The sequence below is a fragment of the Ruegeria sp. CG3 genome (genome assembly GCF_056537205.1).
On record NZ_JBQFRC010000001.1, the window covers coordinates 1,036,575 to 1,050,648 of the forward strand.

General features: G+C 61.2%; 14 protein-coding genes and 1 other RNA gene. 9 read left to right on the top strand and 6 right to left on the bottom strand.

Annotated elements, in window-relative coordinates:
- The first annotated feature begins 30 nt into the window (after positions 1-30).
- The 4 genes from ssrA to ACR0NB_RS05210 all read left to right on the top strand — a co-directional run bounded on the left by ssrA (position 31) and on the right by ACR0NB_RS05210 (position 2,942).
- Positions 31-378, top strand: a transfer-messenger RNA (tmRNA) gene (ssrA, locus tag ACR0NB_RS05195).
- A gap of 101 nt (positions 379-479) precedes the next feature.
- The gene (locus ACR0NB_RS05200) at positions 480-911 is read left to right on the top strand and encodes an ester cyclase (protein ID WP_093961996.1); all 432 of its coding nucleotides are present in this window, start codon (positions 480-482) and stop codon (positions 909-911) included.
- A gap of 215 nt (positions 912-1,126) precedes the next feature.
- Positions 1,127-2,401: a chromate efflux transporter gene (chrA, locus tag ACR0NB_RS05205; RefSeq protein WP_480775625.1), complete on the top strand. Its 1,275-nt coding sequence runs from the start codon at positions 1,127-1,129 to the stop codon at positions 2,399-2,401.
- Between the two features lie 76 nt (positions 2,402-2,477).
- Entirely contained in the window at positions 2,478-2,942 is a 465-nt protein-coding gene (locus ACR0NB_RS05210) for an SspB family protein (RefSeq protein WP_170403236.1), read from the top strand.
- Positions 2,943-2,982: 40 nt separating this feature from the next.
- On the opposite strand, the gene ACR0NB_RS05215 is transcribed toward ACR0NB_RS05210, so the two are convergent.
- Positions 2,983-3,546: a hypothetical protein gene (locus tag ACR0NB_RS05215; protein ID WP_170508533.1), complete on the bottom strand. Its 564-nt coding sequence runs from the start codon at positions 3,544-3,546 to the stop codon at positions 2,983-2,985.
- 208 nt (positions 3,547-3,754) lie between these two features.
- On the opposite strand from ACR0NB_RS05215, the gene fumC reads away from it, so the two are divergent.
- Genes fumC through ACR0NB_RS05235 form a run of 4 tightly spaced genes read left to right on the top strand, consistent with a single transcriptional unit; the run spans position 3,755 to position 6,206 of the window.
- Positions 3,755-5,149, top strand: a complete 1,395-nt coding sequence (gene fumC / locus ACR0NB_RS05220) for a class II fumarate hydratase (protein ID WP_170508535.1) — start codon at positions 3,755-3,757, stop codon at positions 5,147-5,149.
- Positions 5,149-5,325 carry a DUF4169 family protein gene (locus ACR0NB_RS05225; RefSeq protein WP_170442645.1) on the top strand — a complete coding sequence of 59 codons (177 nt, stop codon included), beginning with the start codon at positions 5,149-5,151 and terminating at the stop codon, positions 5,323-5,325. Before fumC ends, ACR0NB_RS05225 begins: the two co-directional genes overlap by 1 nt.
- On the top strand, positions 5,322-5,552 hold the full coding sequence (locus tag ACR0NB_RS05230; protein ID WP_480775103.1) for a ribbon-helix-helix domain-containing protein: 231 nt from the start codon (positions 5,322-5,324) through the stop codon (positions 5,550-5,552). Before ACR0NB_RS05225 ends, ACR0NB_RS05230 begins: the two co-directional genes overlap by 4 nt.
- Positions 5,553-5,603: 51 nt before the next feature.
- On the top strand, positions 5,604-6,206 hold the full coding sequence (locus ACR0NB_RS05235; protein WP_480775104.1) for a DNA-3-methyladenine glycosylase I: 603 nt from the start codon (positions 5,604-5,606) through the stop codon (positions 6,204-6,206).
- A 2-nt stretch (positions 6,207-6,208) separates the two neighbouring features.
- On the opposite strand, the gene ACR0NB_RS05240 is transcribed toward ACR0NB_RS05235, so the two are convergent.
- The 4 genes from ACR0NB_RS05240 to ACR0NB_RS05255 form a co-directional block, all read right to left on the bottom strand.
- Positions 6,209-7,090, bottom strand: coding sequence for a fructose bisphosphate aldolase (locus ACR0NB_RS05240; RefSeq protein WP_480775105.1), 882 nt, complete (start codon positions 7,088-7,090; stop codon positions 6,209-6,211).
- Positions 7,091-7,162: 72 nt separating this feature from the next.
- Positions 7,163-8,512 (bottom strand): cytochrome P450, encoded by a 1,350-nt coding sequence (locus ACR0NB_RS05245; RefSeq protein WP_480775106.1) that lies wholly within the window; start codon positions 8,510-8,512, stop codon positions 7,163-7,165.
- Positions 8,509-9,783: a hypothetical protein gene (locus tag ACR0NB_RS05250; protein ID WP_480775107.1), complete on the bottom strand. Its 1,275-nt coding sequence runs from the start codon at positions 9,781-9,783 to the stop codon at positions 8,509-8,511. Before ACR0NB_RS05250 ends, ACR0NB_RS05245 begins: the two co-directional genes overlap by 4 nt.
- Positions 9,784-9,861: 78 nt before the next feature.
- Complete coding sequence (locus ACR0NB_RS05255; RefSeq protein WP_170338729.1) at positions 9,862-10,614, bottom strand: cytochrome c biogenesis CcdA family protein; 753 nt, start codon at positions 10,612-10,614, stop codon at positions 9,862-9,864.
- Between the two features lie 105 nt (positions 10,615-10,719).
- Here ACR0NB_RS05255 and ACR0NB_RS05260 point away from each other — a divergent pair, with 105 nt between their 5' ends.
- Entirely contained in the window at positions 10,720-10,959 is a 240-nt protein-coding gene (locus ACR0NB_RS05260) for a sulfurtransferase TusA family protein (protein ID WP_093961985.1), read from the top strand.
- Positions 10,960-10,998: 39 nt separating this feature from the next.
- On the opposite strand, the gene ACR0NB_RS05265 is transcribed toward ACR0NB_RS05260, so the two are convergent.
- Positions 10,999-13,698, bottom strand: a complete 2,700-nt coding sequence (locus ACR0NB_RS05265) for an Rne/Rng family ribonuclease (RefSeq protein ID WP_480775108.1) — start codon at positions 13,696-13,698, stop codon at positions 10,999-11,001.
- Positions 13,699-14,074: the final 376 nt, after the last annotated feature.

Sequence of the window (14,074 nt, forward strand, 5' to 3'; positions counted from 1 at the left end):
TGGAAAAATCGTGGTGGTCCCGCGCTTTGGGGGTTTGCATCCGCAAATATCCTCACCTATATAAATCCTGTCCTTCGGGACTATGGACATAAACGCGCTCGTAATAAGCGGATCGGACCCGGGGGCGGTACCCGGCGGCTCCACCATACATCCTTCATTTGGGGATCATGGGGCCGAAATAGGATCGACGAACGTCTAAAGGGGTTAGCTTTGTCTCGGCTGTCTGCCACCGTTACCGGCGAAAACAGTACAATTGCAAATGACAATCGTGCTCCGGTTGCCGTTGCTGCGTAAGCAGTAACCAGACCGAAACTTAAGTCCTTGCGCCTAGCCGCGTAAGGCGGGGTTCGCAGGTACCTGGCAACAGAAACCTGCATTTCCCTAGATTTTGTCTGAGTTTTTACGCCGAAATCGGCCGCTATTCAGAAACTGTTCACTCCTGTCATTCAAAGTAGCGGAAGACAGACAGGAGAGTTGGGATGACTCATTCAGAGATACTCAGGGCCTGGTATTCCGAGGTTTGGGAAAAAGGCAATATTGACGCGATCGACCAGTATTTTGCCCCGGAAACGATGGCCGAGGGGCTGATACCCGAAATGCAGGTCGGCGCGGACGACTTTCGCGACCTTGTCATGGCCTTTCGGCACGTTCTGGGCGAAATTCAGGTGGATTTGCCCAAAATTATCGAAAACGGCGATTGGGCGTCGGCCGTTCTGCATGTGCGGACCTCGCGGGCGGACAACGGCGCGCCCTTGGAGGTCACAGGCCAAGTGATGGCGCGCTTCAAAGGTGACAAGATGGTCGAAGCCTACAACCAGTTCGACTTCGTTTCCCTGTTCGAACAGCTCGGCCAGTTCCCGCAGGATACCTTGCCCGTTTGCATGACAGGGCAACGGCTGGACTGGGCCTGAACCGGTTCTTGACCGCGCGTGCTGACCCCGAGTAGCAAGAGCACACGGGGTCAGCATGTGAACGCCCTGCCCGGCGGCAGCCCGGGTTCGCATGTCTCCAAATCCAAAGGGGCACATGCCATGGCTGCGCAATTTCCAATGATCGCTGGTGGTCGGATCAGCACCTATGCTCTGAATATCGGATGGAGCCGCCCGAGGACCGCCGAAACCGGCGCATGCAGGGCGGATCCCCTGTAGTGAACCCCTCACTGTCAGAACTGGTCCGGGTGTTCGGCCGCATCGGACTCCTCTCATTTGGTGGCCCAGCGGCACAGATCTCATTGATGCACCAGGAATTGGTCGAACGGCGGCCATGGTTGGATGAGCAGAGCTTTCTGCGCGCGCTGTCGTTGTGCATGTTGCTGCCCGGCCCCGAAGCCATGCAACTGGCCACCTATGCCGGTTGGCGGCTGCGGGGCGTGCCGGGCGGGCTGATTGCCGGCGGCCTGTTCGTTATGCCCGGAGCGCTGGTGATAGCTGTGCTGGTCGGCTTGTATGCTGCCTACGGAGACCTTCCCCTGGTCCAGGCTGCATTTCTCGGGATCAAGGCCACGGTTATCGTGATCGTTCTCCAGGCGGTGCTCAATCTTTCTCGCAAAACTCTATCTGGGGCAGAGCCCGGGATTCTTGCGATACTGGCGTTCTTGGCGATCTTCGCTCTGAATCTACCTTTCCCCCTGATCATTCTGGCCGCGGCTGTCTGGGGCTTTTCACGTAAGCCTTCAGAGCAGCCTTCAGTTTCGCAGAATGTCGATACCGCATTGGCTCGGCCCGCGCGGACTGCAGCGCTCTGGCTGTTTCTTTGGTTGGTCCCGCTGGTATTGTTGACCCTTTCCGGCCAAACGTTGCTAAGCGATCTGGGCTGGTTCTTTGCACGATTGGCCGTAGTCACTTTCGGCGGGGCCTATGCGGTGCTGGCCTACATGACCCAGACGGTCGTCGAGAACTATCAATGGATCTCTACCGATCAGATGATCGACGCGCTGGGACTGGCAGAAACCACCCCCGGCCCATTGATACTGGTCACGCAATTCGTCGCCATGCTCGCCGGGCAGTTGGCCGGCGGGATGTCCCTTGCGCTGGCAGCCGGGGTCGTTGCGCTGTGGGCGACCTTCGTTCCGTGCTTCCTGTGGATATTCGTTGCCGCACCTTACCTGGACGTCATAGCGCAAAGACCGAGACTGTCGGGAACATTGCGCGCAATTACCGCGGCGGTCGTCGGTGTGATTCTCAACCTGTCGGTGTGGTTCGGACTGCACGTCCTGTTTGGAACCATCGGAAAAGTCGAGTTTGGTCCGATCTCACTGCCCATTCCGGTTTTTTCGACCTTGGACATCGCAGCCGTTGGATTGACATGCCTTGCCGGAGTCTTGATTTTCATAAGAAAAACCGGTCTGGCAACGACGCTGGGCATCATGATAGGTGCAGGCGCAATCCTGCATCTGGTTTGAACAATCAGACGCAACCCGCTCTTTCGTTTCCGATCAAATCCCTTATGCTTGGGATAACCACTTTCGAGGATGACACATGTCGCAAGGCATTGACTACGGCAACTTGATGCACACCGCTATGCGCGGGTTGATCAAGACTGTTCTGAAGCGCGTTTCTGAAACCGGACTGCCCGGCGCGCACCATTTCTTCATCACGTTCGATACCCGTGAGCCCGGCGTCGAAATCGCTGACTGGCTGCGCGAACGCTACCCTGATGAGATGACGATCGTGGTGCAGCACTGGTTCGAAAATCTCGAGGTTGGCGAGGACGGATTTGCCATCACGCTCAATTTCGGTGACGCTCCGGAGCCGTTGTATATCCCCTATTCGGCCATCCAGACCTTTGTCGATCCGTCGGTCGAATTCGGGCTGCGCTTCGAAAGCTCGGACGAAGAAGATGAGGACCCGGTGGAAATCGAGGCCGAGTCGATCGAGGTCGAACCCGACGACGAGCCGCATCATGACGCGGATATCGTATCGCTGGACAGCTTCCGCAAGTAATTCGCGGCCATTGGACGAGGCTTCGCTTTTTTGGCGGAGCCTATTGTTTTTCCAGGAATGTTTCGACCGAACGCGACTTCTGTCCATCTCTGAACCGGGAAAAGGACAGGTTCAGCCCGCCCTCGGCCAGCGTCCGATCATACTGCTGCAATTCGTACCCGCCGTCCTCATCTATGAACAGCGAAAAGACGGTCAGCGTTTCCTCTTCGATCCGTCCCCAGACAAAAGGCTCACCCTTCATTGGGTCCAGCGGAACCTCATGACCGAAGACATTCCGCTTCATGGCTGCGGAATAGATGTTGTTCCGATCAGAAGGTCGGAACTCGACCGAAAAGCTTTGTTCTTTCACCCTGCCGTCGGCTTTGTACGTGGTAGTCTTCCACTTGACCACGAACCCCTCGCCGGTCTCTGCGATGGAGACGCTCATGTCGCGCGGAGTCGACGATCCGTCCGCATCCACCACGTCGGCAGATCCGACATAGTCGCCGACAAAGGGACCGATGTCCTGCGCCCATCCCGGAGACGTCAACAAAAGCCCAAACGCCAGTACCGACAGCCATCGGGCCATTTGCGCGAAAGATGAGGTCCGGTCTGAGCGATTCATGGTTCTTTCTCCGCGGTTGCCTTCTTTATCTTAGCTCAGCCGGGAACGGGCACAATGGTACGGCCCCGTGACCGACCAAGAAAAGTGACGCACACCGCATGGCTATACCTTTTTTGCCCTTCGGACTAAGGTGCGCGCAACTGGCCGATTGAACCATGGCTTAGCTGCGGTTAAACGGCATGCGACTGCATACCAGACGGAGTGACAGATGTCTCAGACCCGCACCGAATCCGACAGTTTTGGCCCGCTCGAGGTTCCCGCTGACAAGTATTGGGGGGCGCAGACGCAGCGCTCGATCATGAACTTCCCCATCGGATGGGAGAAGCAGCCCGTCGCCATCGTGCGCGCGCTGGGCGTGGTCAAGAAGGCCTGCGCCATGCAGAACAAGGCCACCGGCAAACTGGACGCACGTATCGCCGACGCGATCATCCAGGCCGCAGGCGAGGTGATCGAGGGCAAGTTCGACGACAATTTCCCTCTGGTCGTCTGGCAGACCGGATCGGGCACCCAGTCGAACATGAACGCCAACGAGGTCATCGCGAACCGCGCGATCGAGATCCTGGGCGGCGTGATCGGCTCGAAGGATCCGGTACACCCGAACGATCACTGCAACATGGGCCAATCGTCGAACGACACCTTCCCCACCGCCATGCATATCGCCACCGCGATGAGCGTGCGTGACGTGCTGCTGCCGGGGCTGGAGAAGCTGGCCGCCGGGCTCGAGCAGAAGTCCGAGGAATTCAAGGACATCATCAAGATCGGCCGCACCCACACGCAGGACGCGACCCCGCTGACCCTGGGCCAGGAATTCAGCGGCTATGCCCACCAGATCCGCCAGGGCATCGCCCGCGTGAGCGCCGCCATGCCCGGCATCTACGAGCTGGCACAGGGCGGCACCGCCGTCGGTACCGGGCTGAACACCCAGAAAGGCTGGGCCGAGGCCGTCGCCGCTAACATGGCCGAAATCACCGGCCTGCCCTTCGTAACCGCGCCCAACAAATTCGAGTCGCTGGCCGCCCACGATGCGATGGTGTTCCTGTCGGGCGCCTTGGCCACAGTCGCGGGCAGCTGCTACAAGATCGCCAACGACATCCGCTTCCTCGGCTCGGGGCCGCGTTCGGGTCTGGGTGAACTGATCCTGCCGGAGAACGAGCCCGGATCGTCGATCATGCCGGGCAAGGTCAACCCGACCCAGGCCGAGGCGCTGACCCAGGTCGCCGCCCACGTCATGGGCAACGACGCTGCGATCAAGTTCGCCGGCAGCCAAGGCCATTTCGAGCTGAACGTCTACAACCCGATGATGGCCTACAATCTGCTGCAGTCGATCCAGCTGCTGGGCGACGCGACGGACAGCTTCACCGAACGCATGCTTCTGGGCACCAAGGCCAACGAGGCGCGCATCGACAAGCTGATGAAGGAATCGCTGATGCTGGTCACCGCCCTGGCCCCCACCATCGGCTATGACAACGCAACCACGGTCGCGAAGACTGCGCACAAGAACGGGACCACGCTGAAGGAAGAGGCCATCAAGCTGGGCTTCGTCGACGAGGCGACCTTTGACGCCGTCGTGCGCCCCGAGCAGATGATCGGGCCCAAGGACTGATGGGCAAGCCGGTCAATCTGAGCCGGTATCGCAAGGAAAAGGCGCGGGCCGAGAAAAAGGCCCGCGCCGACCGGAACGCGGCGGCGTTCGGGCGCAGCAAGGCGGAAAAGCAGCTGGACGAGGCCCGTGCCGATAAGGCCCGCCGCGATCTGGACAATCACGAGCTGGATGAATGAGCGGCCCGCCCGTCAAACGCTCGCTGACCCTCAAGGGGCACCGCACTTCGGTTTCACTCGAGGATGAGTTCTGGCAGGCGTTCCGAGATATCGCCAAGGCAAAAGGCTTGCCGATCAATGTGCTGGCCTCGGAAATTGATGTCGCGCGCGACCCCGAGACTGGATTGGCGTCGACCATTCGCGTCTTTGTTCTGAACTGGTACCGGTCACCCGATCGCAACCCTTGATCTGATATCCGTCTGCGCCTAGGGTGATGGCGAACAAAAGGGGTACATTCGATGCGCGAACTCGCTACCGGACCGGATGGCCGGCCGCGCTGCTGTTGGTGTCAGGCCGCGCCGGAATTCTTCGACTATCACGACAATGAATGGGGTTATCCAGTAGGTGACGACCAGCGCCTGTTTGAGAAGCTCTGCCTTGAAAGCTTCCAATCCGGCCTCAGCTGGCGCACCATTCTGGCCAAGCGCGAGAATTTCCGCAAAGCCTTTTCCGGTTTTGATTTCAACGTGATGGCCGTCTTTTCTGAATCGGACGTCGAGCGCCTGCTGCAAGATTCCGGTATCATCCGCCATCGCGGCAAGATCGAGGCGGTGATCAACAACGCCCGCCGCGCACAGGAGCTGGTGGACGAAGCCGGCTCGCTGGCGGCCTATGTCTGGCGGTTCGAGCCCGAGACCCCTCCTGCGCCGCAGACGGCCTCGACTTCGCCCGAGTCGGTCGCCATGTCCAAGGATCTGAAAAAGCGCGGGTGGAAATTTGTCGGCCCCACCACGGTGTTTGCCTTCATGCAGGCGATGGGGCTGGTGAATGACCACGCCACAGGCTGCGCCATGCGCGAAAAAGCGGCGCAGATGCGCCGCTTGTTCATCAAACCGGTCTGACCTCAGACCGAGGCGCGGTAGATCTTGTCGATATTGCTGCCAAGGGCCGCGTTGAACTCGGCATCCGACTGCTGTTTCGACAGCCCCTCGGTCAGCGCGCGCGAGAAAGAGGCGATCATCTTGCCGTTCTGCGCCAGCAAGTCACAGGCCTCGTCGGTCGAATAGCCGCCCGACAGCGCCACCACCCGCAGAACACGCGGATGATCGGCGGCCTCGTCATACAGGTTGGCCTTGCTGGGCAGGGTCAGCTTCAGCATGACGTCCTGCCCCTCGTCCAACTCGTCGAGGTTCTTGAGGATTTCGGCTTTCAGGATCTCTTCCGCTTCGTCCTTGGTGTCCGACTTGATGTTCACCTCGGGTTCAATGATCGGAACCATGCCGGCCGCGATCACCTCGCGGGCCACGTCGAATTGCTGTTTCACCACGGCGGCAATGCCCTCGGCATTGGCCTCGTGGATGACCGAGCGTTCCTTGGTGCCGAACACACCTTCGGCCTTGGCCAGCGTCTCGGCCAGGCCCGGGATGGGCTTCATCAGCTGCACGCCGTTGGCGGTGTCCTCCAGCCCCTTGTCGATCTTGAGGAACGGCACGATGCCTTTGACCGACCACAGGTAATCGGCCACCTTGCGACCGTCGATTTCCTCGCTCAGCGTGCGTTCGAACAGGATCGCGCCGATCACCTTGTCGCGGGTAAAGTCGTTGGCCAAGATGATCCGGGCGCGCATCTTCTGGATCTCGGCAAACATCTCCTCGTCCGACCCATAGTCGGACGGCTGCACGCCATACAGCGCCAGCGCCTTGGGCGTCGAGCCACCGCTCTGATCGAGAGCCGCGATGAAGCCCGCACCGTTGATCATCTGTTCGCGCTGTTCAGCCTTGGACATAACACTTTCCCGTTCAGTAATGATTCCGCTTTTCCAACCGCATACAGCATGGCGCGGGGCGATGATAGTTTGTTAGCGCTCAACCACGCGCAGCCAGATTCCATCGCGCGAGCGGACCGTCAGATGTGCCACCGGGACCGGGGCGCGGCCTTCGACAGGTTCGAACCGGTACCGACGCAGCAGGGTCGACAGGATCAACGGTCCCTCGACCATCGCAAACCCCGCCCCGGTGCAGACGCGCGGCCCGGCCGAAAACGGGATGAAGGCCGCGCGCTGACAGGCTTGGCCGTTTTCAGTCGCCCAGCGGGCCGGGTCAAAGCTGTCGGGGTCCTCCCACAGCCGTTCATGCCGGTGCAGGTGCCACGGGCTGAGCACGATCTGAGCGCCCTTGGGCACGTCGCGGTCGCGGAAACGTTCGGGGCATGTGGCCTCGCGCACCATCATCGGCACCGGGGGATAGAGGCGCAGCGCCTCGCGGAACACATCCCGGCTGAGCTTGAGGCGGGACATGCTGGCAAAACTGATTTCATCTTGCGCGCGGGCTTCCTCGGCCACGCGGTCCTGCCAGTCGGGATAGGCGGCCATCAGGTACAGAGTCCACGCCAGGGCCGAGGCGCTGGTCTCGTGCCCGGCCAGAAAGAAGATGGCGACCTGGTCGATCATCTCATCGGTGTTGAAACATTGCCCGGTCAGGGGGTCGGGCGTGGTCATGATCTTGGTGGCCAGATCGTCGGGCGCGGTGCCGGCGGCGATCTGCGCGGCCCGCTCGCGGGTCAGGCGGGCGATCAAGGCGCGGATTTCAGCCGCCGCACGGCGGGTCTTGCGCGGGTGGAACCGAGGCACCCAGCCGGGCAGCGGCACGAAAGCCGCAAGGTTCAGCAGAGGTTGCTGCCGCTGATAGGCGCGGAATTTCTCGAACACCTGTGCGGCGATTTCGTGCTCGATAGGCACCGAGAACAAGGTGCGAAAGATCACGTCGGCGGCGGCATGGCTGGTGACCTCTTCGATCTCGACCGGCACGCCCGTCCTGTCGCGCAGGCGATCGGCGCAAGCCTCGGCCGAGGCCAGCATTGCGGGAAAGGTCTGTTTCAGCCGCCCGCCCTCGAAGGCCGGATCGATGATGCGGCGTTGGCGCTCCCAGGTCGCGCCGTTGGTCAGGAATACCGATTGGCCTAGCAGGGGCCGCAGGCCTTCGCTGATCCGGCCGGATTTCGGGAAATCCTGAGGACGGTGTTTCAGAACCCGGTCGATCAGCTCGGGCTGGTTGATCAGGTAGGACCGGAAGAACGGGGTGCGGAACTCGGCCATCCAGGCGCGGTACAGGCGTTGCGGCTGGGCCGACAGGATGTCACGCCGGAACATGCGCAGGTATTGCCACAGCGATACCTTGTCGGGTCTGGCGGGCGGCTTGGGCGGGGTCATGCGCGCACCGTCCGGTACTTGGACACCGCCCGCTCGATCCGCGATTTCGACGGCGCCCGGCCGGCGAACCGAGCGCCCAGTGTCAGCGGGCCGGCCGTGATGCGGAAATAGTCATAGTCGCTAGGCCGGTCGAACGCGCAAAGATACTGGAAATGCAAACGGAAGAACCGCCAGCGCAACGCGGCCCAACGTTCGGGCGACAGGGTTTGCGTAAAAGCGGCTGACAGAACCAGCGGCCACCGCTTGCCCGGCCCGGCAACCCCGCTGACCGCAACCGGATCACATAGGGCAAAGGCGCAGCCATCCCCGGGTGCCGAGACATCGACCCATGTCAACTGCTCGGTCTGCGACAGCAATTGCAGGTCGGACCGCAACCGGCCGGCCCGCGGCAGGAATGACACCATCGGCACCACCTGCCCCAATGTCAGGAACGACAGGACCGGGCCATCCGGTGGCACCTCGCCCCGCCGCAGCAGTTCGGCCAGAACCGAAACCCCCAGATGGGCGCCGGAACTGTGGCCCACCACCAGAACCTCATCGACGGGCGACCGTAGCGCTGCCGCAATAGTGGCACGGAATTCGTCCAGCCGAGCCTGCAACTCGGGCGGCGTTTCTCCCCGCAGCCGCGCAGAATAGGCATAGTCGTGCATCAGGTAATAGGCGAACAGGCGGTTGTCGATCTTTCGGAACCAGCGCAAGACCCACCAGCCCGCCAACACGCCAATAGCCAGGCTGAGATACATCCGCGCCGCAAAATCGGGACCGAACAGCGCGGGTCCTTCCACAGCTTCAACCAACCAATGCATCGCGGACTCGGACAACATTGCCACACCGTAGAAGACCAATCCCGCCAGCGCCAACTGCCCCAGCAACATCGCCACCGGATAGAGTGCGGCAATCACCGGTCCTTTGCGCAGCCGCATCAGCCGCCACAGCGTGCCAGTCGAGATGTAGATCGAGGCCGTGCACAGCAGTTGCCAGTAGGTCGCCGGGATCGAGCTGTCCATGCTGTCGCGCACGATGTCGGACCAGACTAGAACCTCGACATCCGTATCTACTTCGGCCCCGTCCTGCTCCGACCGGACGTGCCAGCCATAGGGGCCATCGCCCGTCTTGGCCGAGACCTCCAACCGATACCCGGAAATCGCTGACTGCGCGCGCCCCTCTTTCCGGTAGAGCTCGCGATAGCGGCGGGGATGGATCGGATCATAGCCGGGGATATAGAACACCCGGCGTCGTTGTACCCCAGATTGCGGAACCTGACTGCTCATGCCTTTGCCCTTGTTGCGGGCAGGTTAGCGCAGCGATGTGGCCAAGGTAAGGCCCGATCATCGCGACCGGGCGCCGCGTCAGCCCAGAGTGGCCAATGCCGGGAACGTCTCAAGCAGCCACCAGCTGAACTCGGTGAACAGACCCGTCACCAGCATGATGCCGACGACCAGCAACAAGCCACCCATGACTTTTTCGATCGTTCCCATATGCGGTTTCAGCTTGTTCATCACCGCCATTGAACGGTTCAGGAACATCGCAGCCAGCAGGAACGGTATGCCCAGACCCGCCGCGTAGACGCCCAGCAACAGCGTGCCCCGCGCCACCGAGGCCTCGGACGCGGCCAGCGACAGAATCGCGCCAAGCTGGGGGCCGATGCAAGGGGTCCAGCCGAATGCGAAAGCCAACCCCAGGATGTAAGCCCCGAAGACCGAGCCGCCGGAGTCCCCGGTTTCGAGCCGCGCTTCGCGGTCCAGGATCGGAATTCGGAACACGTTCAGGAAATGCAGGCCGAACACGATCACCACCAGACCCGAGGCCTTGGCGAACAGTTCCTGGTTCTGCAGCACGAATGCGCCGAAGGCCGAGGCCGTGAAGCCCAGCAGCAGGAATACCGTCGACAGTCCAAGAACGAAGAACAGCGCTGACAGAGTCGCCTTGCGTCTAGCCTGCGCCTGATCCTGCATCTCGTGAATGGTCACGCCGCTCATGTAGGCCAGATAAGGCGGCACGATCGGCAACACGCAGGGCGACAGAAAACTGATCAACCCGCCGACCAGCGCGATGAACATGGCGGGCAGCAGCCCCGCGTCGATGATATCGATTCCGAACATGCCACTGCACATAGGATATCCAATGGGGCGCGTCACGGGGCCATTCGGTCACATCCTCGTGGTTGCCGGCTGGACAGCTGTGCGCCATGCAAATATCTGAGAGCCATGACACAAGAAGCCGAAACACTGGATGCATTGGGCCTGCTGTGCCCCCTGCCCGTCCTGAAAGCCCGCAAACGGCTCAAGGCCATGCCTGCGGGCTCCCTTCTCAGGGTCCTTGCCGACGATCCGGCCGCAATCGTCGATGTGCCTCATTTCTGCTCGGAGTCCGGGCACGAGCTGATCGGGATGGAAGAAGCTGCGGACCACCACGTCTATCTCATTCGGAAAAACGGCGGGACCTGAAAGAAAAAAGGCGGACAATACTGTCCGCCTTTTTTTGTCTTATTGGCCCAGTGACCACCAACCGCGCCGCTTTGGCTTGGCCGGGGACGGCTCGGGTTCTTCCGCCACCGTCTCAAGCACAGGCTCTGCGGTGTCCTCGGCTTTTTCTTCTGTTGCCGCTTCCGCCACGGGCTCGGCATCTGGCGTTTCGACTTCTGCCGCCACCTCGGGCTCACTCGCTTTGACCGGCTCCTCAGCTTGCGCGTCGGGGGCAGTGTCCTCAGCAGGGGACGCCGCATCGGCAGGTGTTTCTGCAGCCGCCTGAACCGTTTCCTCGGCCGCCTCGGGTTCCGGCGCGGACGCCTCTTCGACTTCGGCCGTCTTCTTGCGACGCGGTGCCCGACGTTTTTTGGGCTTGGCCGGCTTTTCCTCGGCCTGCTCCGCTTCACCCTCGGTCACGTTTTCGGCGCCAGCTTCTGCGGCCTCAGCCGGAGCGGATTCAGACTCAGCGGTCTTTTCCGTCCCCGATTCCTCAGGTTGCGCCTCAGTGCTCGCCTTGTCTTCCGCAGCTTCGTCGGAAGTGGTTGCCTCGGCCTGCTCGCCGTTACCGCCGTGCTTCTTGCGGCGACGCCGGCGGCGCTTGCGCTTCGGCTTGGCTTCCTCTTCTGCCTGTTCCGGCTCGATGGCGCTGTCCTCAACCTCGTCCTCGGAATCCACCAGATCCATCAGCGATGCCGTCGCGGACACCACCGGCGCAGACGCTTCGGGAACGATCCGGCTGGCCGTCTTGAACTTCTCCATCGAGAAATCAGGGCTGACCAGATGAATGTCGCCTTCGATCCGAACCGACAGGCCATAGCGGGCCTCGATCTGCGCGATATGCTCGCGCTTCTGGTTCATCAGGAAGTTCGCAATGCTGACCGGGCACCGCACCAGCACCTCGCGCGAGCGGCGGCGCGTCCCTTCCTCTTCAATCTGACGCAGGATCGACAGAGCCATGTTGTCGTCCGAGCGGATCAGACCGGTGCCATGACAGGACGGGCACGGCTGTGTGGTTGCCTCAAGCATTCCTGGGCGCAGGCGCTGGCGGCTCATTTCCAGCAGGCCAAAGCCTGAGATCCGTCCGACCTGAATACGGGCCCGATCGGTCTTCAGCTTGTCCTTCAGGCGCTTTTCAACCGCCAGGTTGTTCTTGCGCTCGTCCATGTCGATGAAGTCGATGACGATCAAACCAGCCAGGTCGCGCAGGCGCAGCTGGCGTGCAACTTCCTCGGCGGCTTCAAGGTTGGTCTTCAGCGCAGTTTCCTCGATCGAGCCTTCCTTGGTGGCGCGGCCAGAGTTCACGTCGATGGCAACCAACGCCTCGGTCACGCCGATCACGATATACCCGCCCGATTTCAGCTGGACCGTCGGGTTGAACATCCCCGCCAGATAGCTTTCCACCTGATAGCGCGCGAACAGCGGCAACTGATCCTCGTACCGCTTCACGTTCTTGGCGTGCGACGGCATGATCATCTTCATAAAGTCTTTGGCGATGCGGTAGCCACCTTCGCCTTCGACCAGAACCTCGTCGATGTCCCGATTGTAAAGATCACGGATCGACCGTTTGATCAGGTCGCCTTCCTCGTAGATCTTTGCAGGAGCGATCGATTTGAGCGTCAGTTCGCGGATCTGCTCCCACAAGCGCTGCAGGTACTCGTAGTCGCGCTTGATCTCGGACTTGGTACGCTTGGCGCCGGCTGTACGGATGATCAGACCGGCGCCGGTAGGCACGTCGATCTCGGATGCGATTTCCTTGAGCTTCTTGCGGTCCGCGGCGTTTGTGATCTTGCGGCTGATGCCGCCCCCGCGCGCGGTGTTCGGCATCAACACACAATACCGGCCGGCCAGCGACAGGTAAGTGGTCAGCGCGGCACCCTTGTTGCCACGTTCTTCCTTGACGACCTGCACCAACAGAACCTGGCGCACCTTGATGACTTCCTGAATCTTGTAGCGGCGCGGGCGTGGTTTGCGCGGAGGACGGATGTCCTCGCTGTCATCATCATCCGCAACCGACTCGATCGTGTCATCCTTGGCCGCCGCATCCGGCTTGGCCTCATCAGCTTCGACGTCGGTTTCGTCGGCTAGATCCGCTTCGGGCTCGTCTGCTTCGATGGCTTCCGCGGGTGCGGCGTCGACTTCGGCTTCGGCTTCGGCCTTTTCGTCCGCCGGTTCGTCACTCGCGTCTTCACTCGGCTCTTCGACCGGAGTTTCAGCGACCGTCTCCATCGGAGACGTGCCTTCGGGCACATCCTGATCAGCGGCGTCTTCCTCGACCAGGTCGATGGTTTCCATACCTGTCGGCTCGGCGGATACGTCCAGCGTTTCGACCGGATCGTCCGTCTTGACCTCTGCCGCCTTCGAACGCGACCGCGAGCGGCGCTTCTTGGGCTTGGATTCTTCGGCCTCGTCCCGCGCCTTCATTGCTTCGGCATAGGCGCGCTCTTCCTCCATCAGGGCTTCGCGGTCCGCGACCGGAATCTGGTAGTAGTCCGGATGGATTTCCGAGAACGCAAGGAAGCCATGCCGGTTTCCGCCGTAGTCAACAAAGGCCGCCTGCAGCGAAGGTTCGACGCGCGTTACTTTTGCTAGGTAAATGTTGCCAGCAAGCTGGCGTTTGTTTTCGGATTCAAAATCGAACTCCTCGACCTTGTTTCCGTCCACCACCACGACGCGGGTCTCCTCCGCGTGGGTGGCATCGATAAGCATTTTCTTTGCCATGTGTCCTTGGTGCACCGCGCCAAACGCGTTGTCCTGACCTGTCCAGGCGGACAGGCGCATCTGGGGTGGTGTCTTGTCTGGGCGATTACGGACGGCGCGCGGCAGGGATCGGCGCTGTGGCCCCCTGCCCGTATACTCAATCGTAGCGCGCGCGTCATCGCGGTTCTTCTCCGACAGGCGCGAACACGCCGCTGCCTGCCCATTATTCCTTTCGCCCGAAGTTCGGGCTCAGGTACTCTACTGCCCCGGAACGGGGCACAATCGGTCTGCTTGGCCGGGCGGGAAAGGTCACCACCTGCAGCAAAGCAGCGAAACTCAATGATTCGGGACATTCAGGCACAAAAATGCGCCCGACCCGTCCCGGTACAATAAAAGC

Bases quoted from the DNA above. Each gene is read 5' to 3' on its own strand.
- ACR0NB_RS05250 (WP_480775107.1), bottom strand. From the start codon at position 9,783: ATGAGCAGTCAGGTTCCGCAATCTGGGGTACAACGACGCCGGGTGTTC.
- ACR0NB_RS05225 (WP_170442645.1), top strand. From the start codon at position 5,149: ATGGGCAAGCCGGTCAATCTGAGCCGGTATCGCAAGGAAAAGGCGCGG.
- ACR0NB_RS05235 (WP_480775104.1), top strand. From the start codon at position 5,604: ATGCGCGAACTCGCTACCGGACCGGATGGCCGGCCGCGCTGCTGTTGG.
- chrA (WP_480775625.1), top strand. From the start codon at position 1,127: ATGCAGGGCGGATCCCCTGTAGTGAACCCCTCACTGTCAGAACTGGTC.
- ACR0NB_RS05245 (WP_480775106.1), bottom strand. From the start codon at position 8,512: ATGACCCCGCCCAAGCCGCCCGCCAGACCCGACAAGGTATCGCTGTGG.
- ACR0NB_RS05210 (WP_170403236.1), top strand. From the start codon at position 2,478: ATGTCGCAAGGCATTGACTACGGCAACTTGATGCACACCGCTATGCGC.
- ACR0NB_RS05260 (WP_093961985.1), top strand. From the start codon at position 10,720: ATGACACAAGAAGCCGAAACACTGGATGCATTGGGCCTGCTGTGCCCC.
- ACR0NB_RS05200 (WP_093961996.1), top strand. From the start codon at position 480: ATGACTCATTCAGAGATACTCAGGGCCTGGTATTCCGAGGTTTGGGAA.
- ACR0NB_RS05215 (WP_170508533.1), bottom strand. From the start codon at position 3,546: ATGAATCGCTCAGACCGGACCTCATCTTTCGCGCAAATGGCCCGATGG.
- ACR0NB_RS05255 (WP_170338729.1), bottom strand. From the start codon at position 10,614: ATGTTCGGAATCGATATCATCGACGCGGGGCTGCTGCCCGCCATGTTC.
- fumC (WP_170508535.1), top strand. From the start codon at position 3,755: ATGTCTCAGACCCGCACCGAATCCGACAGTTTTGGCCCGCTCGAGGTT.
- ACR0NB_RS05230 (WP_480775103.1), top strand. From the start codon at position 5,322: ATGAGCGGCCCGCCCGTCAAACGCTCGCTGACCCTCAAGGGGCACCGC.
- ACR0NB_RS05265 (WP_480775108.1), bottom strand. From the start codon at position 13,698: ATGGCAAAGAAAATGCTTATCGATGCCACCCACGCGGAGGAGACCCGC.
- ACR0NB_RS05240 (WP_480775105.1), bottom strand. From the start codon at position 7,090: ATGTCCAAGGCTGAACAGCGCGAACAGATGATCAACGGTGCGGGCTTC.